Origin of the sequence: Streptomyces sp. MS19, from assembly GCF_047200595.1 — a bacterium.
Lineage (GTDB): Bacteria > Actinomycetota > Actinomycetes > Streptomycetales > Streptomycetaceae > Streptomyces.
Window position 1 is genome coordinate 162,724 of the sequence record NZ_JBJZOH010000010.1, and the last position, 25,236, is coordinate 187,959.

17 protein-coding genes are annotated in these 25,236 nt (G+C 73.7%); 8 read left to right on the top strand and 9 right to left on the bottom strand.

What is annotated here, in order from left to right:
* Window positions 1–165: 165 nt before the first annotated feature.
* The gene (locus ACL02R_RS13515; protein WP_412797119.1) at window positions 166–996 is read left to right on the top strand and encodes an HAD family hydrolase; all 831 of its coding nucleotides are present in this window, start codon (window positions 166–168) and stop codon (window positions 994–996) included.
* Window positions 997–1,024: 28 nt separating this feature from the next.
* Here the strand turns inward: ACL02R_RS13515 and ACL02R_RS13520 are convergent, their stop codons facing one another.
* Window positions 1,025–1,882 carry an oxidoreductase gene (locus tag ACL02R_RS13520; protein ID WP_412797120.1) on the bottom strand — a complete coding sequence of 286 codons (858 nt, stop codon included), beginning with the start codon at window positions 1,880–1,882 and terminating at the stop codon, window positions 1,025–1,027.
* A 103-nt stretch (window positions 1,883–1,985) separates the two neighbouring features.
* On the opposite strand from ACL02R_RS13520, the gene ACL02R_RS13525 reads away from it, so the two are divergent.
* Complete coding sequence (locus ACL02R_RS13525) at window positions 1,986–2,987, top strand: ATP-binding protein (RefSeq protein WP_412797121.1); 1,002 nt, start codon at window positions 1,986–1,988, stop codon at window positions 2,985–2,987.
* 34 nt (window positions 2,988–3,021) lie between these two features.
* Here the strand turns inward: ACL02R_RS13525 and ACL02R_RS13530 are convergent, their stop codons facing one another.
* Window positions 3,022–4,272, bottom strand: coding sequence for a hypothetical protein (locus ACL02R_RS13530; RefSeq protein WP_412797122.1), 1,251 nt, complete (start codon window positions 4,270–4,272; stop codon window positions 3,022–3,024).
* Between the two features lie 227 nt (window positions 4,273–4,499).
* On the opposite strand from ACL02R_RS13530, the gene ACL02R_RS13535 reads away from it, so the two are divergent.
* From ACL02R_RS13535 to ACL02R_RS13555, 5 genes are all read left to right on the top strand, one after another.
* Window positions 4,500–6,914, top strand: coding sequence for a bifunctional SulP family inorganic anion transporter/carbonic anhydrase (locus tag ACL02R_RS13535; protein WP_412797123.1), 2,415 nt, complete (start codon window positions 4,500–4,502; stop codon window positions 6,912–6,914).
* A 154-nt stretch (window positions 6,915–7,068) separates the two neighbouring features.
* Window positions 7,069–9,039: an acetate--CoA ligase gene (gene acs / locus ACL02R_RS13540; protein WP_412797124.1), complete on the top strand. Its 1,971-nt coding sequence runs from the start codon at window positions 7,069–7,071 to the stop codon at window positions 9,037–9,039.
* Between the two features lie 607 nt (window positions 9,040–9,646).
* The gene (locus tag ACL02R_RS13545) at window positions 9,647–10,084 is read left to right on the top strand and encodes a phage holin family protein (protein WP_362965005.1); all 438 of its coding nucleotides are present in this window, start codon (window positions 9,647–9,649) and stop codon (window positions 10,082–10,084) included.
* Entirely contained in the window at window positions 10,081–11,016 is a 936-nt protein-coding gene (locus ACL02R_RS13550; RefSeq protein ID WP_412797125.1) for an alpha/beta fold hydrolase, read from the top strand. The genes ACL02R_RS13545 and ACL02R_RS13550 overlap by 4 nt, the downstream gene beginning before the upstream one ends.
* A gap of 169 nt (window positions 11,017–11,185) precedes the next feature.
* Window positions 11,186–11,374, top strand: a complete 189-nt coding sequence (locus ACL02R_RS13555; protein ID WP_412797126.1) for a hypothetical protein — start codon at window positions 11,186–11,188, stop codon at window positions 11,372–11,374.
* Window positions 11,375–11,452: 78 nt separating this feature from the next.
* On the opposite strand, the gene ACL02R_RS13560 is transcribed toward ACL02R_RS13555, so the two are convergent.
* The 3 genes from ACL02R_RS13560 to nth are packed head-to-tail and all read right to left on the bottom strand — an operon-like array spanning window position 11,453 to window position 14,196.
* Window positions 11,453–12,652, bottom strand: coding sequence for a MarP family serine protease (locus tag ACL02R_RS13560; protein WP_412797127.1), 1,200 nt, complete (start codon window positions 12,650–12,652; stop codon window positions 11,453–11,455).
* A 13-nt stretch (window positions 12,653–12,665) separates the two neighbouring features.
* Entirely contained in the window at window positions 12,666–13,352 is a 687-nt protein-coding gene (locus ACL02R_RS13565) for an NUDIX hydrolase (RefSeq protein WP_412797128.1), read from the bottom strand.
* 25 nt (window positions 13,353–13,377) lie between these two features.
* Window positions 13,378–14,196 carry an endonuclease III gene (gene nth / locus ACL02R_RS13570; protein WP_412797129.1) on the bottom strand — a complete coding sequence of 273 codons (819 nt, stop codon included), beginning with the start codon at window positions 14,194–14,196 and terminating at the stop codon, window positions 13,378–13,380.
* Window positions 14,197–14,445: 249 nt separating this feature from the next.
* Between nth and ACL02R_RS13575 the strand changes: the two genes are divergently transcribed.
* Window positions 14,446–15,120, top strand: coding sequence for a Crp/Fnr family transcriptional regulator (locus tag ACL02R_RS13575; RefSeq protein WP_052847634.1), 675 nt, complete (start codon window positions 14,446–14,448; stop codon window positions 15,118–15,120).
* 6 nt (window positions 15,121–15,126) lie between these two features.
* On the opposite strand, the gene ACL02R_RS13580 is transcribed toward ACL02R_RS13575, so the two are convergent.
* The 4 genes from ACL02R_RS13580 to ACL02R_RS13595 all read right to left on the bottom strand — a co-directional run bounded on the left by ACL02R_RS13580 (window position 15,127) and on the right by ACL02R_RS13595 (window position 24,994).
* The gene (locus ACL02R_RS13580) at window positions 15,127–15,957 is read right to left on the bottom strand and encodes an MBL fold metallo-hydrolase (RefSeq protein WP_412797130.1); all 831 of its coding nucleotides are present in this window, start codon (window positions 15,955–15,957) and stop codon (window positions 15,127–15,129) included.
* 4 nt (window positions 15,958–15,961) lie between these two features.
* Window positions 15,962–16,756: an NUDIX hydrolase gene (locus tag ACL02R_RS13585; protein WP_412797131.1), complete on the bottom strand. Its 795-nt coding sequence runs from the start codon at window positions 16,754–16,756 to the stop codon at window positions 15,962–15,964.
* A 127-nt stretch (window positions 16,757–16,883) separates the two neighbouring features.
* Window positions 16,884–22,766 carry a hypothetical protein gene (locus ACL02R_RS13590; protein WP_412797132.1) on the bottom strand — a complete coding sequence of 1,961 codons (5,883 nt, stop codon included), beginning with the start codon at window positions 22,764–22,766 and terminating at the stop codon, window positions 16,884–16,886.
* Entirely contained in the window at window positions 22,763–24,994 is a 2,232-nt protein-coding gene (locus ACL02R_RS13595; protein ID WP_412797133.1) for a hypothetical protein, read from the bottom strand. The genes ACL02R_RS13590 and ACL02R_RS13595 overlap by 4 nt, the downstream gene beginning before the upstream one ends.
* Window positions 24,995–25,236: the final 242 nt, after the last annotated feature.

Below are 25,236 nucleotides of genomic sequence, written 5' to 3' on the forward strand. Positions count from 1 at the left end.
GGGGAGAGCGGGGGTCGTCTTCCTCGGCCGACTCGGGGGGGAGGAGCCGGACCGGGTTAGCACGGTCGCGAACGATCCGTGACTTCCATGGTGTACCCGAGAGCCTTCTCAGGCAAACCCAACACCACCAGCGTACGCCGAATGGCGGCCCTTTATGCTCGGCACGTGGAAATCCTGCCCCGGCCTCGCACCGCCGCGTTCTTCGATCTCGACAAGACCGTCATCGCGAAGTCGAGCACGTTCACCTTCAGCCGACACTTCTACCAGGGCGGCCTCATCAACAGACGCGCCGTCCTGCGCACCGCGTACGCCCAGTTCGTCTACCTGCTCGGCGGCGCGGACCACGAGCAGATGGAACGCATGCGGGAGTACCTTTCCGCGCTCTGCCGGGGGTGGAACGTACAACAGGTCAAGGAGATCGTCGCCGAGACCCTGCACGCGGTGATCGACCCGATCATCTACGACGAGGCGGCCTCCCTCATCGAGCGGCACCACGCGGCGGGCCGGGACGTCGTGATCGTCAGCTCGTCGGGCGCCGAACTCGTGGAGCCCATCGGCGAGCTGCTGGGCGCCGACCGCGTCGTCGCGACCCGCCTCGTGGTCCAGGACGGCTGCTTCACGGGCGAGGTCGAGTACTACGCCTACGGCCCGACCAAGGCAGAGGCGATCACCGAGCTGGCCGCCTCCGAGGGCTACGACCTCGACCGCTGCTACGCGTACAGCGACTCGATCACCGACATCCCGATGCTGGAGTCCGTCGGCCACCCGCACGCCGTCAACCCGGACCGCGCGCTCCGCCGCGAGGCGCTGGCCCGCGAGTGGCCGGTGCTCACGTTCGAGCGGCCGGTGCGGCTGCGCAAGCGCGTCCCCGGGCTGTCGCCGCGCCCCGCGATCGTGGCGGGCGCGGCCGTGGCCGCCGCCGCATGCGCGGCAGGCGTCGTCTGGTACGCCGGGCGGCGCAGGTCGGCACGCCGCGCGGCGGCCGCCGCCTCCTGAGCACGGGCCGCCCGCACGCCGGGCCGGGTCAGGCCCCCCGCTGGAGCGCCTCGCACACCGCCACGGACTCCCGGGCGCCCAGCTCCACCGCGCGCCCGCAGTGCGTGATCCAGGCCGCGACCCCCTCGGGGGTCCCGGCCGCGTAACCGGCCAGCGCGGTGAGATACGCGTCACGCCCCGCCTCGGCATGCCCGACCTCCGCGGGCGTCACCGACTTCGGGTCGAGCCCCGACGACACCAGGACGATCCGCTGCGCGGCCCGCGCCACCAGCCCGTTGTGCGAGGTGAACGGCCGCAGCGCGAGCAGTTCCCCGTGGACCACGGCGGCCTGGACGAGCGCCGGCGCCCGGCTCCCGGCGACGACGAGGGCGCCCAGCGCGTCGAGCCTGGCCGCCATCTCGTCGGCGCCCGGCAGCGCCACCCCTCGCGCGGTGAGTCCGTCGAGCGCGGTCTCGTCCACCGCCTCGCCCGCCAGGCGGGGCCTTCCCACCGCAGGAACGTCGGGGCCACCGCCGTTCACCCCGCCCGCCGCCAGCAGGTGCAGCCTGGCCAGCACCCGGGACGGCGACGCACGCCAGACGGAGAGCAGCTGCCCGGCCTCCGCGCTCAGCCGCAGGGCGGCTCCGACCGTCCTGGCCTCCGCGTCCGCGCCGAAGTCGCTGCGCCTGCGGACCTCCTCAAGCGCCCAGTCGGCGCCGTCAAGCGCCGCGGACGCGCGGGCACCGCGCAGGGCGGCTTCGGCGGCCACCTCGGGGCTGCGGCGGCGCATCACCCGGTGCCCGTGCACGCCGTCGACGGCCGCGCGGACGGCCGCGACGGCGTCGGGGACGCCCGGCAGGTCACCGAGGGGCGCGAGGGGGTCGGTCGTCGAGAGGTCGCCGTTCATAGCACCGAGCCTAGGCCCGGTCCAGCGGGCAGCACTCACACGTTCGAGTGCACTTGCCGACCGCTGTCCGAAGGAACCGTCCGGCACGACTAGGCTAATGAACATGAAGATCGCTTTCGTTGGCAAGGGCGGCAGCGGGAAGACCACGCTGTCCTCGCTGTTCATCCGCTACCTGGCCGCCCGGGGCACGCCGGTGACCGCTGTGGACGCGGACATCAACCAGCACCTCGGCGCGGCGCTCGGCCTGAGCGACGACGAGGCCGCCTCGGTGCCGCCGCTCGGCGGGCACCTGCCGTTCATCAAGGACTACCTGCGCGGCAGCAACCCCCGCATCCTCTCCGCCGATTCCATGATCAAGACGACGCCGCCGGGCGAGGGCTCCCGGCTGCTGCGGCTCGCGGGGGACAACCCGGTGTTCGCCCGGTGCGCCAGGACGGTCCCGCTGGAGGGCACCGGCGGCTCGGCCAGGCTGCTGGTGACGGGCCCCTTCACCGAGGACGACCTCGGCGTGGCCTGCTACCACTCGAAGACGGGCGCCGTCGAGCTGTGCCTGAACCACCTGATCGACGGACGCGACGAGTACGTCGTGGTGGACATGACCGCGGGGAGCGACTCGTTCGCCTCGGGGATGTTCACCCGCTTCGACATGACCTTCCTGGTCGCCGAGCCCACCCGCAAGGGCGTCTCGGTCTACCGCCAGTACCGCGAGTACGCGCGGGACTTCGGCGTCGCGCTCCGCGTGGTGGGGAACAAGGTGCAGGGCCCGGACGACGTGGAGTTCCTGCGCGAGCAGGTCGGGGACGACCTGCTCGTGACCTGCGGGCACTCGGACTGGGTGCGCGCGCTGGAGCGGGGCGCGCCCCGCCCGTTCACCGCCGTCGAGACGGAGAACCTGCGGGCGCTCGACACCCTCTTCGAGGCCGCGGACGCCGCGCACGAGCGGCGCGACTGGGGCCGCTACACCCAGCAGATGGTGCACTTCCACCTCAAGAACGCCGCGGGCTGGGGCAACGAGCGCACCGGCGTCGACCTCGCCGCCCAGATCGACCCCGGCTTCGTCCTCAGCGAGTCGGCGGACGTGGGCTGGAGCCCACAGCCCGCCTGACCCGCCGGGACGCGGCCGCGCGGCGGGGGACGCGTCAGCCCGCGAGGAACGCCTTCCACCCCGCCGCCGGACGCTCGCCGACGCCCAGGGTCCGCAGCTTCTCCAGCACCGCCGGGTCCTGGGCGTCCAGCCAGTCCACGAGCTGGCGGAACGAGACGCAGCGCACGCCGTCGCGCGGGCAGACGTCCTTGATGACGTCCTCGACCGCGTCCATGTAGACGCCGCCGTTCCAGTTCTCGAAGTGGTTGCCGATGACGAGCGGCGCCCGGTTGCCCTCGAAGGCGCGGTCGAACGCCGCCATCAGCCCGGCGCGCATCTCCTCGCCCCAGGCGGCGTGGCGCGAGGGGTCGCCGCTCTGGGCACCGGACTGGTTGAACATGAAGTTGTAGTCCATCGACAGCGTCTCGAAGCTGTGGCCGGGCACGGGCACGGACTGGAGCGGGACGTCCCACAGCCCCTCGCGCCGGCTGGGCCAGACCTGGAGCCCGTTGCCGCTGGAGTCGTAGCGGAAGCCGGCCTCCGCCGCGGCCGTCAGCAGGTTGTCCTGCCCTTCGAGACAGGGGGCGCGGCCGCCGATCAGCTCGTCCGCGTAGTCGAACGGCAGGGGGTCGAGGTCGGTGCGGCCGGTGGTGGTCCGCCAGTTCTGGACCATCCACATGGCCTGCTCGATCTCGCTGCGCCAGTCGTCCACGCTCCAGCCGGCGACGCCCTCGGGGCCGCAGAAGTGCCCGTTGAAGTGGGTGCCGATCTCGTTGCCCTCGCGCCAGGCGGCCGCGACCTGCTCGACGGTGTCGGCGACGTGCTGGTCGTTCAGGTAGCCGATGTCCGAGGCGCCGGGCGACCTGCCCGGCGGGTGGTAGCGGTCGCGCTCCGCCTCCGGGAGGAGGTAGAGGCCCGACAGGAAGAACGTCATGTCGGCGCCGTACTCCTCGCCGAGTTCGCGGAAGCGGGCGAACAGTCCGCTGCCGTCCTCGCCCGCGCCGTCCCAGGAGAAGACGACGAACTGCGGCGGCTCCTCACCGGGCGCGAGCGGCTCGGCCGCTGCGGCGCCCGGCTGGGGGCCGGTGTCCGCCGTCGAGCCGTCGCCGATCGGGCGGGCGGCGGGGGTCTCCGACGCGTCGGGCGTTCCCGGGCCGTTCTCGCCCGTGCCCTGGCCGCCCGGCGCGTCCTGCCCGCCGCGCGTCGCGTCCGTCGCGTCCCCGCCGCCGGAGCCGCAGCCCGCCGCCGCCAGGGCCAGCGCGGCGATCGCCGCGCCCGAAGCCACCAGCCTCCTGTGTGTGACCATCCCAGGTCCTCTCGCCGCCGATACGGCGCCCGGGGCCGGGTTCGCCGCATGGCCAACTTCCCTCGCGAGGCATAAGAGATGTTTGCACGACAAGCGTATTCACTGATTAATTAACTCCTTTAGGTTAATTAAGGCCTGAAAGGAGACTTCGGAGTAGAGGAGGGCTTTACGCGGCATTACTCTTCATTTACCGACGCTTGAGCGCGCACATACCATCACCCTCCGTAATGATCTTTGCCCATGATCCGCCGACCCCGCCCGGACCACCCGCACCGGCCGGCTCGGCCCGACCAGTCAGCCCTCCACCGGACGGAGACGGAAGAATGTCCGCCTGCGCCCCCCGCCGAGCCGACGTGTCCGCGTCGGTCTCGGTCTTTCTCATCGCCCTGCCCTTCGCCCTCGGCATCGCCCTGGCGACCGGCGCGCCCCTCCAGGCAGGTCTGGTCGCGGCGGCGGTCGGCGGCCTCGTCGCCGGGACACTCGGCGGCTCCCCACTCCAGGTCAGCGGCCCGGCAGCCGGGCTCACGGTCATCACGGCCGAGCTGATCCACCAGTACGGCTGGCGCACCACCTGCGCCATCACCGCCCTCGCCGGGCTCACGCAGCTGGCGCTCTCCGCCCTGCGCACCGCCCGTTCCGCACTCGCCGTCAGCCCCGCGATCGTCCACGGCATGCTGGCGGGCATCGGCGTCACGATCGCCCTCGCACAGCTGCACATCGTCCTCGGCGGCAATCCAGAAAGCTCCGCCGTCGCCAACGTGCAGGCGCTCCCCGCCCAGCTGACCGCCCCCGGCGGCGCCGACCTCGCCGTCGGCGCCGCGACCGTGGCCGCGCTCCTGCTGTGGCCGCGCCTGCCGGGGCGGCTCGGCGGGACACTGCGCAAGGCCGTGCCCGCCGCGCTGGCCGCCGTCGTCGTCGGCACCGTCCTCGCACGGGCGGGCGGGCTGCGGCTCGAACAGGCCGACCTGCCCTCGTGGAGCAGCCACACCCTGCCCGAACCGCCGGACGGCCCGGTGCTCGGGCTGCTCGCCGCCGTCCTCACCGTCACGCTCGTCGCCAGCGTCGAGTCGCTGCTGTCCGCCGTGGCGATGGACAAGCTGACGGCCATCAGGCAGCGCGCCGGGGGCCCCCGGGTCGCGCGGGCCGACCTCGACCGCGAGCTGCGCGGCCAGGGCATGGCCAACGTGGTGTCCGGCCTGCTCGGCGGCCTGCCCGTCGCGGGCGGCGCGGTCCGCAGCACGGCGAACGTGACGGCGGGCGCCGTCGGCCGCGCGTCCACCGTGCTGCACGGCTGCTGGATGGTCCTCGCCGCCGGGCTGCTCGTCGGGATGATCGAGCTGATCCCGCTGGCCGCGCTCGCCGCGCTGGTGATGGTGGTGGGCGTGCGGATGGTCAGCGTCGGGCACATCAGGAGCGTCGCCCGGCACCGCGAGGTCATCGTGTACGCGACGACCGCCGTGGGCGTCACCGTCTTCGGCGTCCTCCAGGGCGTGGGGCTCGGCGTCGCGGTGGCCGTGGGCGTCGCGCTGCACCGCCTCACGCACACCCGCATCCACCTCGAAGGGTCGGCGGACGGCTCGCACCAGGTCCGCGTACGCGGCCAGCTCACGTTCCTCGCGGTCCCGCGCCTCAGCCGGGTGCTCGGGCAGATCCCGGAACGGGCGCAGGCGGTCGTCGAGCTGGACGGCACGTTCATGGACCACGCCGCCTACGAGGCGCTGCACGACTGGCGCACGGCGCACGTGGCGCAGGGCGGCGACGTCGAGATCATCGGCAGGTCGGGGCAGCGCATCGGCGAGCAAGGCCGCGAGCACAACTGCTGGCCGTGGCAGCCGTGGCGCAACCACCAGTGCACGTCCGCGCCACCGGTCGCCGCCTCGGCCACCGGCGCCGCGCACCCGCCGGGCCATGACCAGCTGCTCAGCGGCCTGCGGAACTTCCAGCGCAGCACGGCCCCGCTGATGCGCCGCGAGTTGGCCAGGCTGGCGGACGAGGGGCAGCGGCCCGGCCAGCTCTTCCTGACCTGCGCCGACTCCCGCCTCGTCACGAGCATGATTACGTCGAGCGGCCCAGGCGACCTCTTCACCGTGCGCAACGTCGGCAACCTCGTCCCGCTGCCGGGCACCGAGGCGGCCGACCACTCGGTGGCCGCCGCCATCGAGTACGCGGTGGACGTCCTGCGCGTCGGCACCATCACCGTCTGCGGGCACTCCGGCTGCGGTGCGATGAACGCGCTGCACACCATGCGGGACGACGCCCCGGCCGACCAGGACACCTCCCTCCAGCGGTGGCTGCGGCACGGCCGCCCCAGCCTCGACCGGGCGGCGGCGGAGGAGGACGGCCTCGCCCCCCGGCTCGACCAGCGGCCCACCGCCGACGCGCTGGAGGCCCTGGCGCTGGCCAACGTGATGCAGCAGCTGGAGCACCTGACGCGGCACGAGTGCGTCGCGCGGCGTGTCGCGGAGGGGTCGCTCGAACTGCGCGGCATGTACTTCCACGTGGGTGAGGCGCAGGCGTACGTCCTGGAGCCGGACCGCGTGAGCCGGCCGGCGGGGACGGCGGACGAAGCCGCAAGCGGGGCACCGGTGTTCGCCGCCGTACGGCCCGACGCCGAGGCCACGCCGCAGATAATCCCGGGCTGACGGGCCCCCGCCGCGCCGCCCCGGCGCGGCGGGGACACCGGCGGGAAGCGGCCCGGAAGAGGTCTGGACCACTCGGCCGTCCACCCTTGTCAAAGCCGACCTCTCCTGATGAGGTGTGGCGTGGGGACACAGCTGACGCCGCAAGGGAGATGTCGTGAGCAACGAGAGCCTGGCCAATCTCATGACCGAGGAGCGGAGGTTCCCGCCCCCCGCCGAGGTGACCGCCGACGCGAACGTGACAGCCGCCGCGTACGAGGCCGCCGCCGCCGACCGGCTGGGGTTCTGGGCCGAGCAGGCGCGCCGCCTCAGCTGGGCGACCGAGCCCACGGAGACCCTCGACTGGTCGAACCCGCCGTTCGCCAAGTGGTTCGCCGACGGCCGGCTGAACGTCGCGTACAACTGCGTGGACCGCCACGTCGAGGCGGGGAACGGCGACCGCGTCGCCATCCACTTCGAGGGCGAGCCGGGCGACTCCCGCGCCATCACGTACGCCGAGCTCCAGCAGGAGGTCTCCCGGGCCGCCAACGCGCTGCTCGAACTGGGCGTCGCCACCGGCGACCGGGTCGCCATCTACATGCCGATGATCCCCGAGACGGTCGTCGCCATGCTGGCCTGCGCGCGCATCGGGGCGCCGCACTCGGTCGTCTTCGGCGCCTTCTCCGCCGACGCGCTGGCCACCCGCATCGAGGACGGCGACGCCCGCGTCGTCATCACCTCGGACGGCGGCTGGCGCCGCGGCGCGCCGTCGCCGCTCAAGCCGACCGTGGACGAGGCGCTGACCCGTCCCGGCGCGGCGAACGTGCGCAGCGTCCTCGTCGTCCGCAGGACCGGCCAGGACACCCCGTGGACCGAGGGCCGCGACCACTGGTGGCACGACCTGGTGGCCCGCCAGTCCCCGGAGCACACGCCCGAGGCGTTCGACGCGGAGCACCCGCTGTTCATCCTCTACACGTCCGGCACCACCGGGAAGCCCAAGGGCATCCTGCACACCTCGGGCGGCTACCTCACCCAGGCCGCCTACACGCACCACGCCGTCTTCGACCTCAAGCCGGAGACGGACGTCTACTGGTGCACGGCCGATGTCGGCTGGGTCACCGGCCACTCGTACATCGTCTACGGCCCGCTGGCCAACGGCGCGACGGAGGTGCTGTACGAGGGCACGCCCAACACGCCGCACAACGGCCGCTGGTGGGAGATCGTCCAGAAGTACGGCGTCACCCTCCTCTACACCGCGCCCACCGCGATCCGCACCTGCATGAAGTGGGGCGACGACATCCCGGCCGGCTTCGACCTGTCCAGCCTGCGCGTCCTCGGCTCGGTCGGCGAGCCGATCAACCCCGAGGCGTGGATCTGGTACCGCAAGCACATCGGCGGCGACCGCACGCCCGTCGTGGACACCTGGTGGCAGACGGAGACCGGCGCGGTGATGATCAGCCCGCTGCCCGGCGTGACGGTGGCCAAGCCCGGCTCCGCGCAGGTGCCGCTGCCCGGCATCAGCGCGACCGTGGTGGACGACGACGGCAACCCCGTCGCGAACGGGTCGGGCGGCTACCTCGCGCTCACCGAGCCGTGGCCGTCGATGCTGCGCACCATCTGGGGCGACGACCAGCGGTTCATCGACACGTACTGGTCGCGTTTCCCCGGGAAGTACTTCGCGGGCGACGGCGCCAAGAAGGACGCGGAGGGCGACATCTGGCTGCTCGGCCGGGTGGACGACGTGATGCTCGTGTCCGGGCACAACATCTCGACGACCGAGGTGGAGTCCGCCCTCGTGTCGCACCCGCGGATCGCCGAGGCGGCCGTGGTGGGGGCGACCGACCCGCAGACGACGCAGGCGATCTGCGCGTTCGTCATCCTGCGGGGCGGCGCGCGGCCGGACGAGGACGACGCGGCGCTCGTGGACGAGCTGCGGGCACACGTCGCGAAGGAGCTGGGGCCGATCGCCAAGCCCAAGCGCATCCTGCCGGTGGAGGAGCTGCCGAAGACGCGGTCCGGCAAGATCATGCGGCGGCTGCTGCGCGACGTGGCGGAGAACCGGGAGCTGGGCGACGTCACGACGCTCACCGACTCGTCGGTGATGGACCTCATCCAGGCGAAGCTGCCGACGGCGAAGAGCGAGGACTAGGGTCTGTCCGGCGGATCTTGTCGCGGCTCACGGCTCCCCCAGCCTGGCGGCTGGGGGTGCCCCCAGATGCCGGTGCATCGCAAGGCGCCGGATCGCAGCTCATACCTGGCCGTATTCGCGCGATTCGGCAACGCAGCGAGGTTCCCCCAGGCCCAAGGGGCCTGGGAGGTACCCCCATGCCGGCGTCGTGAGACAGGCAAGATCCGCCGGACAGACCCTAGCCGCACGGCGGTTGCAGATCTGCGCAAGGGCGCGTCTTCCGGGTCTTCCCGGGTCAGGCCGCGTTGTCGGATGCGGTGCCTCGCGAGGCGGAGCATCGCAGCTCGTACTCGGTCGTACTCGCGCGATGCGACAACGCAGCGAGGGTCCCCCAGGCCCAAGGGGCCTGGGAGGTGCCCCCACGCCGGCAGCGCGGCCCCGGGAAGATCCGGAAGACGGGCCCCAGGGGCGTCCGGTATGTCATCGGGCGCCCCTATAACATTCGGATCACTCCCCAGGGCGACGGCGATGTGTCACCAACTGACGCACCCCGGGCGCACCGTTACTGTCGGACTGCACCGGCAACGCGACCACGACCGCCTCCGGGAGAGGAAAGAGGGAGATTGCGATGAGCGCAGCCGACGAGGGGCGCAGCCTCGGTGAGCTGGTCAAGACGGCCGTCGACGAACTGTCGGGGCTGGTGCACGACGAGATCGCCCTGGCCAAGGCGGAGCTGCGGCGTGACGTGCGGAAGGCGCTGCTGGGGAGCGCGGCGCTGGTGATCGGGGCGGCGCTGCTGCTGCTGGCGATGCCGCTGTTCAGCTTCGGCCTGGCCTTCTGGCTGCGGAACTGGTGGGACCTGCCGCTCGCGGTGGCCTGCGCGATCGTGGGCGGTCTGTACGTGGTGCTCGGCGGGCTGCTGTTCGGCTTCGCCAAGGCCAAGTTCGGCCGTGTCTCGCCGCCCGAACGGTCGATCAGGTCCGCCAAGGAGTCAGCCGCCGTACTGTCGGCCGTCAAGCCCCATCCGCGTGGTGTCCCCGCGGACAAGGCAGGCTCCGCCACATGACCTCTGCCGACCAGGCCGGGACGCGTTCCGCCGTCGTCCTGCGCGACGGGCCGTGGACGCACCGCGACGTCGCCGCGAACGGAGCGCGTTTCCACATCGCCGAGATGGGTGACGGGCCGCTCGTCCTGCTGCTGCACGGCTTCCCGCAGTTCTGGTGGGCGTGGCGGCACCAGCTGCCGGTGCTCGCGGAGGCGGGCTACCGCGCGGTGGCGATGGACCTGCGCGGGGTGGGCGGCAGCGACCGCACGCCGCGTGGTTACGATCCGGCCAATCTGGCGCTGGACGTGACGGGCGTCATCCGGTCGCTGGGCGAGCCGGACGCCGCGCTGGTCGGGCACGACCTGGGGGGTTACCTGGCCTGGGTGGCGGCGGTGATGCGGCCGAAACTCGTACGCCGTCTCGCCGTCTCCTCGATGCCGCACCCGCGCAGCTGGCGCGCGTCGCTGCTGCGCGACCCGAAGCAGACGGCGGCCAGCGCGTACATCTGGGGTTTCCAGCGCCCCTGGCTGCCGGAGCGGCGGCTGGTGGCGGACGAGGCGGCGGCCGTGGGGCGGCTGATCGAGGACTGGTCGGGGCCACGGCATCCGGAACCGGCCGACGTGGAGGTCTACCGGCGGGCGATGTCCATCCCGTCGACGGCGCACTGCGCGATCGAGCCGTACCGCTGGATGGTCAGGTCGATGGCGCGGCCGGACGGCATCCAGTTCAACCGGCGGATGAAGCGGCCGGTGCTGGTGCCGACGCTGCACCTGCACGGCTCGCTCGACCCGGTGCTGCGGACGCGCAGTTCGGCGGGGTCGGGCGAGTACGTCGAGGCGCCGTACCGGTGGCGGCTGTTCGACGGGCTCGGGCACTTCCCGCACGAGGAGGACCCGGCGGCGTTCAGCACCGAGCTGATCGACTGGCTGCGCGACCCAGAGCCCGACCGCTGAACCCAGCCCGCTCCCGGGGCTGCGGAGCACCGGCGTGACCGGTGTGCAAGGGGTGGCCGACCAGCGCGTACGCCCTCCCACGCGCCCTCGCGCATGTGCCAGGCGCATAGGACGCGTGACTTCGCTTCCGGGAGGTTACTGACCTTGGAGGCCGGGCAGGGAGGTGAGTATGGGCTGGACGCACGACTACCGTGACGTGGCACGTGACCGCGGCGGCGCTGGAGCCGCCGCCCCCGCGCAGAACGGCGCGCGGCGTCTTGAGGGCGCCGTCCTGCACGACCCGCACATCGGCTTTCCGGATATCCTGCGCCGCCGCGCACGCTGGGTGGGCGTGCGCCTGCGGCATCCCCGCGGCTGACCCGGGGAGACGCCGAGACCACCCCGTCGCGCCCCGAAGAGGACACCGCGATGACCGACCGAAGACCCCGTACACCGATCACATGGCGCAGGCCCCGCTGTCCACCGGTTCCTCGGCGGCGCGGCCCCGCGTCACCATCTCCCGCACCTCGTCGCTGGTGAGCGCGTAGCCGGTGTGCTTGTCGTCGAGCGACTTGGCGAAGACGACGCCGAACACCTGGCCGTCCGGGGTGAGGAGCGGGCCGCCCGAGTTGCCGGGCCGGACCGTCGTGTACAGCGAGTACACGTCACGGCTGACCGTGCCGCGCCGGTAGATGTCCGGGCCCGTGGCCGGGAAGCGCTCCCGTACGCGGGCCGCGCGCGCGTCGAACGGGCCGCTCTCGGGGAAGCCGGCGATCACCGCGCCGTCGCCCGAGACGGCGTCGCCCTCGCTGAGTTCCAGCGCGGGCGCGTCGAGTCCCGGCACGTCGAGGACGGCGACGTCGCGCTCCCAGTCGTACAGGACGACGCGCGCCGTCCAGAGCCGGCCCTCGCCGCCGATCTGCACGGTGGGCTCGTCCACCCCGCCGACGACATGGGCGTTGGTCATCACCCGTTCGTGGGAGAAGACGAAGCCGCTGCCCTCCAGGACCTTGCCGCACCGCACCGCCGTGCCGACGACCTTCACGATCGACGCGCGCGCCTCCTCGACCATCGGGTCGCGGGCCAGCTCGGGGTCGGGGGGCGGGACATGGGTGATCGTCTCGCCGCCGAACGGGGCGAAGACCTGGGGGAAGCCGTGCTGCGCCAGGATCGAACTGAAGTCGGTGAACCACCCGTTGGCCCGCTCGGGTACCACCCGCGACACGCCGAGCAGCACGCGGGAGGACCGTACCTCGCGGCCCACCGTCGGGAGCGTCGTCAGGGCGAGCGCCGAGCCGATCAGCCAGGCGACGAGCAGCATGGCCAGCACGTTGACCAGCGCGCCGCCGGTCGCGTCGAGGGCGCGGGCGGGCGTCCAGGTGATGTGGCGGCGCAGGCGGTTGCCCCAGTGGGTGGTCAGCGCCTGGCCGACGGAGGCGCACACGATGACGACGAGCACCGCCGCGACGACACCCGCGCCCCCCGGCTCCGCCCCGTCCCCCACCTCGCGCCAGACCACCGGCAGCGTGGACACGGCGAGCAGCCCGCCGCCGACGAAGCCGCTGACCGAGAGCACGCCGACGACGAACCCCTGCCGGTAACCCATCGCGGCGAACCACACGGCGGCGAGCAGGAGCAGGACGTCGAGCACGTTCATGCCCGCAACGGTCTCACGCCCCGTGGCCGAGTGGCAGCTCGCGGTCGCGGTCCCACGGCCGCTCCCACCCCGCGTGGTGCAGGATGCGGTCGATCACCCCCGCCGTGAAGCCCCACACCAGCGTGCCGGCGACCTCGAAGCAGGGCCCCCGGTAGCCGCTGGGGTGGACGGCGGTGCCGCGGTGGCGCCGGTCGGCCAGCAGGCTGACGGGGACGGTGAAGACGCGCGCCGTCTCCCGCGGGTCCACCGCCGCCACCGGCGAGGGGTCGCGCCACCAGGCGAGGACGGGCGTGACGACGAAGTCGCTGACCGGGATGTAGAGCCGCGGCAGCGTGGCGAAGACGCGGACGCCCGACGGGTCGAGGCCGGTCTCCTCCTCCGCCTCGCGCAGCGCGGCGCGCAGCGGCCCCTCGCCCCGCGGATCGCCGTCCTCCGGATCGAGGCCCCCGCCGGGGAACGACGGCTGGCCCGCGTGGGCGCGCAGGCTCGTCGCCCGTTCCAGCAGCAGCAGTTCGGGACCGTCCGCGCCCTCGCCGAAGAGCACGAGGACGGCGGACGGGCGGCCGCCGTCCGGCGGGGGCAGCCAGCGGCTGAGCTGGCGCGGCTCGATAGTGAGCGCCGCGTCCGCGAGGGGGCGCAGCCAGGGCGGCAGCGCGTCGCGGTCCGCGCGCCCGATGTCGGCCTTCTGCACGCTGCTCATGGGCTCCTCGGCGCCGGGGCGGGTCTCAGGGGAGGGGTTCGGCGGGCTTGCCCGGGTAGTCGGGCGGCGGCTTGAGGCGCTGGCCCGGCTTGCCGCCCTTCTCGTACTTGAGGAGCGCCTTCGCCTTCTCGGGGTCGGTCTCGCCCTCGCCGTACGCGGGGCACAGCGGGGCGACGGGGCAGGCGCCGCAGGCGGGTCTGCGGCTGTGGCAGATGCGGCGGCCGTGGAAGATCACCCGGTGCGAGAGCATCGTCCAGTCCTTCTTGGGGAAGATCTCCGCGACGGCATGCTCGATCTTGACCGGGTCGGTCTCCCCGGTCCAGCGCCAGCGGCGTACGAGCCGCTGGAAGTGGGTGTCCACGGTGATCCCCGGGTGGCCGAACGCGTTGCCGAGGACGACGTGCGCCGTCTTGCGGCCGACGCCGGGGAGGGCCACCAGGGCGTCCAGGTCGTCCGGCACCTCGCCGCCGTGGTCGTCGCGCAGCGCGGTGGCGATGCCGAGGATCGCCTTGGCCTTGCTGCGGAAGAAGCCGGTGGGGCGGATCAGCTCCTCCAGCGCGGCCGGGTCGGCGACCGCGAGGTCCTCGGGGGTGGGGTAGGCGGCGAAGAGGCGGGGCGTCGTCTGGTTGACGCGCAGGTCGGTGGTCTGGGCCGACAGGACCGTGGCGACCAGCAGCTGGAACGGGTTTTCGAAGTCCAGCTCCGGGTGCGCGTACGGGTAGGTCTCCGCGAGGACCCGGTTGATCCTGCGGGCGCGGCGGACCATGGCGAGGCGGCTCTCCGGCCGTGTCCCGGCGCCACGAGCACCCTGTTCGCTGTCAGCGGAATCCTTGCGTGGGTTCACCCGGTCGGTCGCTCCCGTCCTGTCGTCCTGCCACAGCCACACCCCACCACCCGGGGCGCCGCGCCCCGTTGGCCACCCGGCCAGCGTAAACGGGCGGACCGACATTCGCCCGGCTCCCGGCCGAATCACCGCCGGAACGGGGCCCTGGCGTACGGCGGACCGCCGCGGTGCGTCAAACTTGTGACTGATAGCACTGCCGAGGCGTCCGGCATGATGAGGATGTCACCCGGCCGACAAGGAGAGGAACTCGTGGACGACGTTCTGCGGCGCGCCCCGCTGTTCGCGGCGCTCGACGACGAGCAGGCCGCTGAGCTGCGCGCTTCCATGACCGAGGTCACCCTGGCCCGCGGCGACACCCTCTTTCACGAGGGCGACCCCGGCGACCGGCTGTATGTCGTCACCGACGGGAAGGTCAAGCTCCACCGGACCTCGCCCGACGGCCGGGAGAACATGCTGGCCGTCCTCGGTCCCGGCGAGCTGATCGGCGAACTGTCCCTCTTCGACCCGGGCCCGCGCACCGCGACCGCCACCGCGGTCACCGAGGTGCGCCTGCTCGGCCTGGGGCACAGCGACCTCCAGCCGTGGCTCAGCCAGCGCCCCGAGGTGGCCGCCGCGCTGCTGCGCGCCGTCGCGCGCCGCCTGCGCCGGACCAACGACCAGATGTCCGACCTCGTCTTCTCGGACGTGCCAGGCCGCGTCGCCCGCGCGCTGCTCGACCTGTCGCGCCGCTTCGGCGTCCAGTCCGACGAGGGCATCCACGTCGTGCACGACCTCACCCAGGAGGAGCTGGCCCAGCTGGTCGGCGCCTCCCGCGAGACCGTGAACAAGGCGCTCGCCGACTTCGCCGCCCGCGGCTGGCTGCGCCTGGAGGCCCGCGCCGTGATCCTCCTCGACATCGAGCGGCTGGCGCGCCGCTCGCGCTGACGCGCGTCAGACCAGGCCGCGTTCCCGCAGGTAGTCGAGCTGCGCCCGGACGGACAGCTCGGCTGCCGGGAGAACGGCCGGATCGACGTCCGCGTACACGTGCGCGACGACCTCGGCGGCCGTGCGGTGGCCGTCCTCCACCGCCGTCTCCACCTGCGCGAGCCGCGTCGCGCGGTGGACGAGGTAGTAGTCGACGGCCTCCTGCGCGTCCCGCAGCACCGGCCCGTGGCCCGGCAGGACGGTCCGCACGCCGTCGTCCACCGTGAGGGCGCGCAGGCGGCGCAGCGAGTCCAGGTAGTCGCCGAGCCGCCCGTCCGGGTGGGCCACGACCGTCGTGCCGCGTCCGAGCACCGTGTCGCCGGTGAGGACGGCGGCGTCCGCCGGGAGCAGGAACGACAGCGAGTCCGCCGTGTGCCCCGGCGTGGGGACGACGACCAGGTCGAGGCCGTCCACCGTCAGTGTCTGCCCCGCCGTCAGCCCCTCGTCGCCCAGGCGCAGCGCCGGGTCGAGGGCCAGGACGGGGCTGCCCGTCAGCGCGGCGAAGCGCGCGGCGCCCGCGGCGTGGTCGGCGTGGCCGTGGGTGAGCAGCGTGTACGCGACGCGCCGCCCGGCCCGTTCCACCACGCCGGCCACCCGCCGCAGGTGCTCCTCGTCCAGCGGCCCCGGGTCCACGACGACGGCGCGGCGCGCGCCGGGCTCGGCGAGCACCCAGGTGTTGGTGCCGTCCAGCGTCATCGCCGACGGGTTGGGCGCCAGGACGAGGTGCGCGCGTTCGCCCACCGGTCCGTCGGCGACCCGTTCCGCCGGTCGGCCGGGCGGCAGGACGGCCTCGGTCATCGGTTCACTCCCCACTCGCGGACGGGCCCGGCAGCCGGATGTCGAACTCCGCGTACCCCGGCCAGGTGACGACCAGCGCGTCCCCGTCCGTGCCGACGCGCGCCAGGACCGGCTCGGGCTCCGGCGCGGCCGCGGCGGCGTCCCGTACGTCCGCCGCCCGTGCGCCGTCCTCGGCGTACGGGAGGAGGCGGCGCAGCGTCGCGACGGTCGGCGGCAGCATGGCGTACGCGCCGCGGCCGTATCCGGCGAGGGCGTCGGCGGGGCGGAGCCAGGCGGTGCGGTCGGCCTCGGTCGACGCGTTCGCGCAGCGCTGGCCGTCGGGCAGTGCGGCGACCCAGAACCACGTGTCGTAGCGCCGTGGCTCGAACTCGGGGGTGATCCAGCGCGCCCAGGGCGCGAGCAGCTCCGTACGCGCCACGAGCGCGCGCCGCGCCAGCACGTCGGCGAACGCGCGCCCGTCGTCCGGCTCCTGCGCCGCCAGGCTGCCGGGCGGCCCGCCCGCCGGGCCCGCGAACAGCACGCCGGTCTCCTCGTACGTCTCGCGCACCGCCGTGTACGCGGGCGACGCGTCGTCCGCCTCCGCGGCGCCGCCCGGGTACGCGTACATCCCCGCCGCGAACGCCATCGACGTCCGCCGCCGCAGCAGGAACACCTCGATCCCGGCCGCCCCGTCCCGCAGCAGCAGCACCGTGGCGGACAAGCGCGGCACCACCGGCGTCACTTCCCCACGCACCAGCGCCCCGACGCGGCGCGGCCAGTCCGCCGGGACGGCCCACCTGCCAGCAGCCGTTCCTCCCATGCCGCGGATGCTACGCGCCGCACCCCCGCCGCCGACAGATGGACAGAAGAACGACCCGGCTACCCGAGGAACCTCCCGCGCCCGGACACCGCGGGCTCCTCCGGCTCCCGCTGCCAGACGCCACGCATCACCGCCCCGCGCGCTCCCAGCAGGCCCGCAGCACCGGCTCGACGCGGTACAGGCCCGAGGAGGCGGCGGAGAGTACCTGCATCGCGCGCAGGGCCCTGACCGTCTCGACGGCGCCGCCGAAGGGCTCGCACGCGACTTCCTCGACAGCCGCCTGGAGATCCTCCGTGCTCAGCCCTTCCTCGCCCATATACCCGACGACAGAGGCGAACGGCGCCCGCAGCGGCATCCCCGGCGCGAGCCCCGCGGAGGCGACGAAGCCGACGGCGCCCTCCCGCGTCCCCAGTTCGTCCGAGATCGTCCGGAGTGCCTCGGAGGCCGAGGTGCCCCCGGCGAGCAGGACGGCGAGCCGGTCCACCAGCAGCGGCCATCCGCCCGTGACGCGTTCGAGCTGTTCGAGGGACGTGTCGCCGGAGAACACACCGTCCTGGTCGAGCGCCCAGGTACGCAGGCCGCTGGAGGTGAAGCGGCGCAGAGGCACCGCGTGGACGTCGGCCTCGTCGCCGTCGGCGAGGACGGCGGCCCACAGTTCGGCCTGCCCGGGGCCCGCGACGACGACGGCGGTCCTGCTCACCCCCGCGCCGCCCGGGACACGGGTCAGCGCGCTGTCGAGCGTCTGGAGGCAGGACTCCGCCCCCGGGGTCTTCGCGGTGAGGTCGGAGACGACGACCCGGCTGGTGCCCGGCTCGCCGCCCACGAGTTCGGCCAGGAAGTCGGAACGCTTCGTGACCCGGGGCATGATCCAGCCCGTCATGCCCGCGATCTCCTGGAGCCCGGGGACGACACGGTCGATCCCGGTGGCCGGCGTACCGATGACGACGCGTGCCGCGTTGCCCCGCCCCGGCAGGACATCGGCGATCTGCGCGGCGGTCAGGGGGCAGTGCGAGTGGGTGACGGCGGACCGGTGCCGGATCTCCATCGCCGTGAGCCGCTCGGTCACCTCCCGGCTGGCCACGTTCTGCAACTGCGCCTCGACGTCCTCCAGCGCGCCGATCATGCTCAGCGCGTTGGCGCTGCGCAGGTGCCAGCCGCGGCGCATGTCGGGAGCCAGGACGCCGAGGCCCTCCATCTCGGTCAGGTAGGCGCGGAACTGGTCGGGGTCCAGGTCCTGGAAGCCCTCGGCCCACCAGTAGATGCACTCGTCGCGCAGCTGGGCCTGGCTCAGGTGCGCGTCGATGCCGTGGTGGTGGGCGTGGTGGGCGACGACGTTGCCGATCACGTTGTACCGGGAGTCGAGGCGCAGGGTGTCGTGGAACGCGGAGGTGATGCTGCGCCGCAGCTCGTTGTCGGACTGCACCAGCTCCACGTCCGCCCGGCCGATGTCCCACGGCGGGCCGGGCAGGCCGTCCCGCCGCCTCGCGTGCATGGTGCGCACCAGCCGGTGGGCGAACATCTGGAGGAGGAACGGCTGGTACGAGCAGTGCCCCAGGATGCGGTGCACCAGCGCGGGCTCGGTGAAGCGGTAGCCGAGCAGCGACAGGGGCTTGATCAGCAGGTCGGCGGCGTCCTGCGGCCTCAGCGGCCCGATCGGCCTGGGGTGCTGCGACAGGTGGCTGAACGGGTTGTTGACGGCGATGGTCGCGTACCGCTGTACGGAGTGCAGGCCCGCGAAGACCACCTTCACGCCGTCGTCGGTCGCGGAGGTGAGGTCACGCAGCAGGCGGGTCTGCGTGAACCGCGGCGAGTCGGCCTCGAAGAATCCGTCCGCCTCGTCGAGCATGATCAGCAGCCGGCGCCCGTGGTCGTCCTTCAGCCACGCGTTGACGCCGCTCAGCACGCGGTCGTACGAGATGGCGGCGTCGGCGCCCAGTCTGCGGGGGACCGTCAGGACGCCGAGGTCGGCGAGACGGCGCCCGATCGTGGTCCACACGGTCTCGGAGGGCGCGTTCGTCCCGGTGAAGGCGGAGTCGAGGCTGAGGACGAGGCTCACGTGCCCCGTCCTCGCCTCGGCGGTGAACTTGCGCCCCGCCTCCTTCAGCAGCGCCGACTTGCCCAGGCCGCGGCCGCCGAAGACCACCTGGTTGCCGGTCGGGTTGACGACCGACGCCAGTTCGTCCGAGCGGCCGAAGAACATCTCCTCGGGGACGCGTCCGCGCTTCTCGCTCACATACGGGTTGACGGCGGAGAACGGCAGCAGCACCCGCATCGCCGGATCGAGCAACTGGTTGCCGTGTGCGGCGAGATGGGCGAGGGCGGCGTCGTCGAGGACGACGAGCGGCCGTCCCCCCACGCACTGCACCGCGAGTGCCGCACGGTACGCGGACGGCATGGTCCCGAAGTAGGCGACCAGCAGGGCGTTGTGCCCCGGGTCCTGGCGGACGCGGGCGATCAGCGCCTCGGCGGTCGGCTGGCCCCACACCAGCATGACGTCGAGGCCGCCGCGCAGGTCGGACCCGAACGGCGGGACGAGCGCGTCACCGGTGTGGCGCACCTCGGAGATGTGCACGAAACGGTGATTGGCGCTCCGGCTCTTGTGCCGCTCACGGTGCGGCTTGAGGCGGCTGTGGTAGCCGATGAGCCGCAGCGCGGGCATGAGCAGGCCCTCCTCGCTGAAATGCCGCTGGCCGGCCTGCCGGGAGGCCATGCCGAGCCAGCCGCGCAGCCCTTCCGCCGCGATCTCGGCGAACTCGGCGGACAGCCGCGTGTAGTCGAGCGTCTCGACCCCCGGGAAGCGCCGGCGGTCGCGTACCGCCTCGATCAGCCGGGGGGTGATGCCGTCCGGCAGGGCGTCGGGCACCCCGGGGAAGAAGGCGTCGAGTGCCTGGCCGGCCTGCTGGATGTCCGGGATGCTCTCTCCGTTGGCCAGATGGGAGATGAGGTCGTCGGCGGTGAGGAGGTCGCCGTCGTCCAGCAGCGGTGTGACGCGGGCGAGGTCGGCGGGGTCCAGGCCGGGGATCTCGGTGAGGCGGGCGTGCAGCTTGGCGGTCGCGGCGGCGTGCGCGCGCTCCAGCTCCTCCGCGAGAGTGCGCAGTTGCTCACGCGCCGCGCGCAGGTCGTCGGCGGGCGTGACGCGCGCCGCGTGCACGCGGCGTTCGAACTCCCGCTCCTGGTCCTCCTTGAGCACCCCGTTCACCCGGGCGCTGCGCACCCGCTCCTCGATCCGGCCGCGGGCGGCGTCGAGTTCGGCGGCCACCTCCTTGCCCCGTTCCGCGACGAGCGCCAGCACGTCCCCGGGCAGCGCCACGGCACCGCCCGGCAGGTGGTCGCGCTCGGCGAGCCGGACGATCGCAGTCGCGGCGTCGAACCTGTCGTCCGCCACGTGCGCGCGTACCGCGTCCTCCCACGACCGGTCCGCGGCCGCGGCGAACTCGGCGGCCGGCAGCCGGGGCACGACGACGCCTCCCCCGTCGGGGTCGAGCCGCGCGCCCGGCATCTTCAGCACCTCGCCACCGAGCACGAGGGCGGGTGGCGGTTCCTCCTGCCCGAGCCGCGCGTCGCCCGCGAGCAGCCGGAAGGTCGTCCGCAGCGAATCCGCCGCGGCCTCGATCGCCGCCGCTCCGTACTCGCCCTCCAGACGCGCCTGGCCGCGCAGGTCGTCGAGCACGCTGTCGCGCAGCGCGAGGACGGTCCCGCGCATCTCCTGCACCTGGTCGGCGCTCCAGTCCGCCGTACCGGCGTTCAGCGCGCGGGCGCCCGCGACCCACTTCTCGACGTGGTGCAGCCGCTCGTTCATCATCCGCAGGAGGTCCTGGCGGGCGGGACCTTCGAGGCGGCTGCGGCTGGAGCGCATCAGCGTGCGGTCGATCTCGTTGAGGTGCTGCTGGAGCGTGGCGTCGTCGGTGAGTTCCCGCACGGCGGCGGCCACGCGGTCGAGGGCGCCCCGGTCGTCCTCGGCGGCGCCGGCGAGGAGGCGGCCGATGAGCCCCGTGGGCGCGAGCCAGCGCCGGGCGATCTCGCTGGCGCGGTTGAACCGGAGCCTGGGCGCCTGCTTCAGCGCCTCCCGGCACTCCTCGCGTGCCTCGTCGAGGGCCTTCTCCAACTCGGCCGCGCCGCGTGCCAGGGCGAGCGGCGGGGAGTGGAGGAGTGTGCTGCGCAGGGCGCGCTGCGAGACCTCACGGGCGATCGTGCCCAGGCTGGGCGGGAGTTCCAGGGCGATACGCCCGAGCGGGGCGCCGATCTCCGGCTCGCCGGTGAGCAGCACCGTGCGCAGCAGCGAGGCGGTGCCGAGCGCGGCGTCGGGGCGGCTGCGGGCGAGTTCCTCCATGTCGGTGGTGAGGAGTTCGGCCTGGATGTGGGAGGCGCAGCCACCGCCCGCCGACCGGAGCGCGTGTGCGTACGCGGCGATCCGCAGCACGGCCGTGCGATGCGGTGGCGCGCCGGCCTGGCCGGAGAGCGCGGCGGCGAGGCCGTAGCGGTGGGAACGCACGAGGGCGGCGAGTTCGCGGTGCCCCTGCGGTCCCGTCTCCGCTTCCCGCGCCGTCGGCACGGCGGGCGCGGTGCTGCCGGGCTCGTCCTCCGGACCGGGCGCCGCGGCCTGGCGGGGCACGTCCGGCTCGGCACGCGGCGCAGGCGTCTGCGCGGCGGGTGTGGACAGCTCGGGTGCGGGCCGCCGGCCGACGGGCGGCGTCTCGGGCGACAGGTGGTGATCCCGCTGAGCCGGGAGGGAGTGCGCGGGGCCGGTGGCGTCCACGCCGTCCCCGCGCTCCGGCTGCTCCTCCTCGCCGGTGACGAGCGCCTGGTGCTGTGCCGCCAGGATGACCAGCCAGGGTGCCTTGGCGGACATGCCGGCCAGGTGGGCGAGGATCTCCCCCGACCGGTCGTCTTCGCCGTGCGCCAGCTCCACCATGTCGAGCAGGGCGGCGAGCGCGGCGGCGTCGTCGCCCGCCCGTTCGTCCCACTCGTCCAGCGCACGGAGCTCGGCGGCACGTTCGTGTGCCCGTGCCAGGACCTCCGCTGCCACCACCTGGCCGGGGACTGCCCGCAGACGGCCGACGGTACGGAGGCGGTCGCGCAGATCGGCGTCGGCGAGCGAGGTGAGCAAGGACGCCGTGGCGTCGCGTACGGCGGCCAGATCGGCGCTCCGGGGCGTGACCTGGTGCTCGGCCAGCACCGCGAGGACGGCGTCGAACGCGGCGGTGACCTCGGCGACAGCGGTCATGTCCGCGTCCACGGGCCGCGCGGCGTTCGCGACGGCGTCGGCGATCCGGCGCGCGGGGTCGGCGGCCGCGCGGAGTGCGCGGGCGACCCGGTCACACGCCGTGTCGAGGCTGTACGCGGTGGGCCGTTCTGCCGGTTCCCCGGTCCCGGCGGCCGAGGCGGGCCCCTGATCCGCCGCCATCACCTTCCGCGCGGCGTCCCTGACGGCCTCGGCGAAGTCCGACGTGCCGTCATCCGTCATCCATGGCTGACCGAGGGCCCACAGCCAGGCCGGCGCGTCGGCGGCGGCGGCCCTGAACGCGGTCCAGGCCGCCAGCCGGAGCAGAGCCGGGCTCCACCGCTGCGTGAGTGTCCCGGACCGGTCGGCGTTCCCGCCTGCCGTACCGAGATGGACGGCGACGGCGAGGTCGTCGAAGAGTGCTTCGCAGACATGGTGCGCCGCATGCCGGGTGCGGGCCGAGTCGGGCTCACGCTGCATCCGGGCGAGGATGTCCCGGCAGAGCGCCGGGCTGACGCGCGCGCCGCTGACGGGGATACGGAGCGCCCCCAGCAGGTGACGCCGGCCTCGGGCGGGCAGGGAGTGCAGGGCCTGCTCGATGTCGGACTGGACGAGGCTCCGCACCGCCGAACCGACGGGCGACGGGACGGCGCGGAGTGCGAGGGACAGTCCGGCGAGTGCCGAGCGCAGTCCGGGAGTCTCCCCCGAGACGGATTCGAGCACGGGGTAGGCCGACTCCGCGCCGAGGTCGTCGCACGTCCGTTGCCTCGGATGGCGGGGTGAGGTCATACGTTCTCCAGCGGGGGTGCTGCCTGGGCGGGCCGGGCGGAGCCGCGGTGGTGGGGGCGTACGTACGTGTAGCCGGGGGGTAGTTCCGACGACCCGGCGAGCCCGAAGGCGTCGTGGTCCGCGCGGAACAGACGGCGCTGTTCCTCGCTGGCTTCGTGGCCCAGATGTCCGATCAGCCGCAGGAAGCCGGGCACGCGATGGCGGCGGACGACTGCGCCGGAGGCGGCGTGGGCGTCGCCCGTGCGGGCCGCGGGGAGCAGGTACTGGATCTCGGGCCGGTAGCAGAGCAGGTCCAGGAGGGGCTCGCGCGACCGGGGCGGGTAATGGGGCCGCCCATCAGCTCCGCGGCTGCCACGTTCTACGGTCAGGAGCCCGCCGGCGATGAGTTGCGCCACCGTCCCGTCCAGCCGTGCGGGAGGCCGGGGGATGTCCGGCATGGCGAGCCGGACGGCCTCGGGAAGGTGCTCCCGGGCCAGCATCGCCCGTCCGTGGGCGTCGAGATAACCGAAGCGGCGGACGGCGATCATGACGTAGGTGTCCGCCGGTACGTGGCCGTCGCGCGTGCGGACGTGCCGGTCGTACCGATGCCTGACCGGACGCCCGTCCACGGACAGGGGTTCGGGAAGCGGCTGGGTGGCGGCGGTGATCAGCCCTGTGTCCGGCTCCCAGACGCAGCTGAGGCGGATCCCGGGGAAGAAGTCGTCGGGCCAGCCGATCCGCGCGGCCCCGCCCGCCTTCGGGTGGAGGCGTACGGGGTGCGTCGTGCTCGTGTCCTGATCCGTCGGCCCGGAGTGGCGGAGACGTACCCGGAGGGCGTCCAGTGGCATGTCCCGCATCAGGTCGGGTGGGACGGGAAGCAGGCCGTCGCGCAGGTGGACGCCGCGCAGCGGCTGGATCCACGCGCGGCCTTCCTGTCCTGACGGCCGCAGCGGCGCGCCGACCTCCGAGTCGTCGGGCAGCCAGGCGGGGACCGGCGGACGGCCCGCGCCGTGGGTGAGGCTCGACCGCCATCCCGTGCCAGGCGCGGCGTCCACGCTCTCGTTCGACAGCGCGCGCCAGACGCCGCCCCCCTGCCAGGGGTCGTCGAGGGTGAGACGGACCCCGTTCGGCAGCAGGCCCGTCGTCTCGTCGCTCTCGCCGCGTGCGTAGTCGGCGACGACTGTGCCGGCATGACAGACGGCCAGGGGATAGGCGGTGCCGCGCAGCAGATCCCGCGCATGCGCGAGGGAACGCAGGGCGGGGCCGATCGCCGTGTAGGCGGCGCCGGCCTGACCGGTTCCGTGCCGCATCGGACGGGGAACGCCGGAGCGGGCGATGGACAGGGCCACGTGCTCCAGGTCGTCCCGTCCCAGCGGTCCGCGGTTCCGCAACCGCGCCGCCATCGACGACCGGGAGAACGCGTGGTCTCCCCAGACCCTCACCCCGGGCAGCGCCCCCAGTGCCTCACGAACTGTCTCCACCAGACCGGTCAGTGCCGACCGCAGGGCGGAAGGCCCGCTTCCGCGCGGCAGCAGGAACGGCAGCGGGGCGGGCACGAGAGGACTCAGCAGGACGTCTCGTGCCGGACCGAGGAGGTGCTCGACGTAGAAGGCCGTGTCGTCCATCTCAGCCTGCGGGCCGGTGTACCGGGACTCGACCAGCAGGTGCCCGAACTCGTCGATGGCGCCGCGCCTGCTCAGGCGGCCCAACCGCTCCGCGGGCGCGGACAGCGCACGTCCGAAGGCGCCCGTGTCGAACACCAGACGCTCCCGCAGGCACGGCTCCGGATCAGGCGCGAGGAGCCCCGGCCCCCGCGCGGCGGCAGGAGCGCCGGAGAGCCAGCCGGGCATGTCCCCGTCCGTGCCGAGAAGCGGGTGGGCGCCCTCCTTGTAGACGACCTCGGCGGGCACGAGGTCCCCGTTCGTCCGCACCGTGATCATGGCGCCGACCGGCAGCGCGTCCACCCGGTCGCCGGTGGCGACGGGCGCGAAGTCCGCGAAGTCCAGCGGGCCTCCGACGTACCCACCCGTGGTGGTGTCGAAGCCGAAGTAGACGGCGTTGAACGCGACGGCCGTGTGGACCGGAGCGGTCCTGGCGGTGACCAGGGCGTCGAGATAGCGGCGGAGCCGCACGGCCTCCCACGACGGGCAGGCCCCCGGCCCGCCGGTCATGGCGGGGGTGAGCAGCGGCTCGTCAAGGTACGGACGCCAGACGCCTCCGTCCCGCCCCGCCTCCGGCGACACCGCCATACCCGCCCCACTTTTCACCACAGGACACGGACGACCACACACACCGCGCGATCCCCCTGGCTCTCACAGGGGCACCCATTTTGGCCATCACTGCCCGCAGAGGGAAGGGATTCGGTTATATGGAGTTTTTCAATCAGGAATCATGCAAATATCACTCACCTTTGGTTGACCAAGGGAACCTTTGCGCCACTCAGCGTTCACCGACACCGCACGCGCCTGGTGCGGTAACGCGTTGGCCCAGC

What these genes read in the sequence shown, in the direction of transcription:
- ACL02R_RS13595 (WP_412797133.1), bottom strand. Translation starts at nt 24,994, where the DNA reads ATGGCGGTGTCGCCGGAGGCGGGGCGGGACGGAGGCGTCTGGCGTCCG.
- ACL02R_RS13560 (WP_412797127.1), bottom strand. Translation starts at nt 12,652, where the DNA reads ATGAACGTGCTCGACGTCCTGCTCCTGCTCGCCGCCGTGTGGTTCGCC.
- ACL02R_RS13545 (WP_362965005.1), top strand. Translation starts at nt 9,647, where the DNA reads ATGAGCGCAGCCGACGAGGGGCGCAGCCTCGGTGAGCTGGTCAAGACG.
- ACL02R_RS13530 (WP_412797122.1), bottom strand. Translation starts at nt 4,272, where the DNA reads ATGGTCACACACAGGAGGCTGGTGGCTTCGGGCGCGGCGATCGCCGCG.
- ACL02R_RS13590 (WP_412797132.1), bottom strand. Translation starts at nt 22,766, where the DNA reads ATGACCTCACCCCGCCATCCGAGGCAACGGACGTGCGACGACCTCGGC.
- ACL02R_RS13565 (WP_412797128.1), bottom strand. Translation starts at nt 13,352, where the DNA reads ATGAGCAGCGTGCAGAAGGCCGACATCGGGCGCGCGGACCGCGACGCG.
- ACL02R_RS13550 (WP_412797125.1), top strand. Translation starts at nt 10,081, where the DNA reads ATGACCTCTGCCGACCAGGCCGGGACGCGTTCCGCCGTCGTCCTGCGC.
- ACL02R_RS13555 (WP_412797126.1), top strand. Translation starts at nt 11,186, where the DNA reads ATGGGCTGGACGCACGACTACCGTGACGTGGCACGTGACCGCGGCGGC.
- ACL02R_RS13585 (WP_412797131.1), bottom strand. Translation starts at nt 16,756, where the DNA reads ATGGGAGGAACGGCTGCTGGCAGGTGGGCCGTCCCGGCGGACTGGCCG.
- ACL02R_RS13535 (WP_412797123.1), top strand. Translation starts at nt 4,500, where the DNA reads ATGATCTTTGCCCATGATCCGCCGACCCCGCCCGGACCACCCGCACCG.
- ACL02R_RS13525 (WP_412797121.1), top strand. Translation starts at nt 1,986, where the DNA reads ATGAAGATCGCTTTCGTTGGCAAGGGCGGCAGCGGGAAGACCACGCTG.
- ACL02R_RS13520 (WP_412797120.1), bottom strand. Translation starts at nt 1,882, where the DNA reads ATGAACGGCGACCTCTCGACGACCGACCCCCTCGCGCCCCTCGGTGAC.
- ACL02R_RS13580 (WP_412797130.1), bottom strand. Translation starts at nt 15,957, where the DNA reads ATGACCGAGGCCGTCCTGCCGCCCGGCCGACCGGCGGAACGGGTCGCC.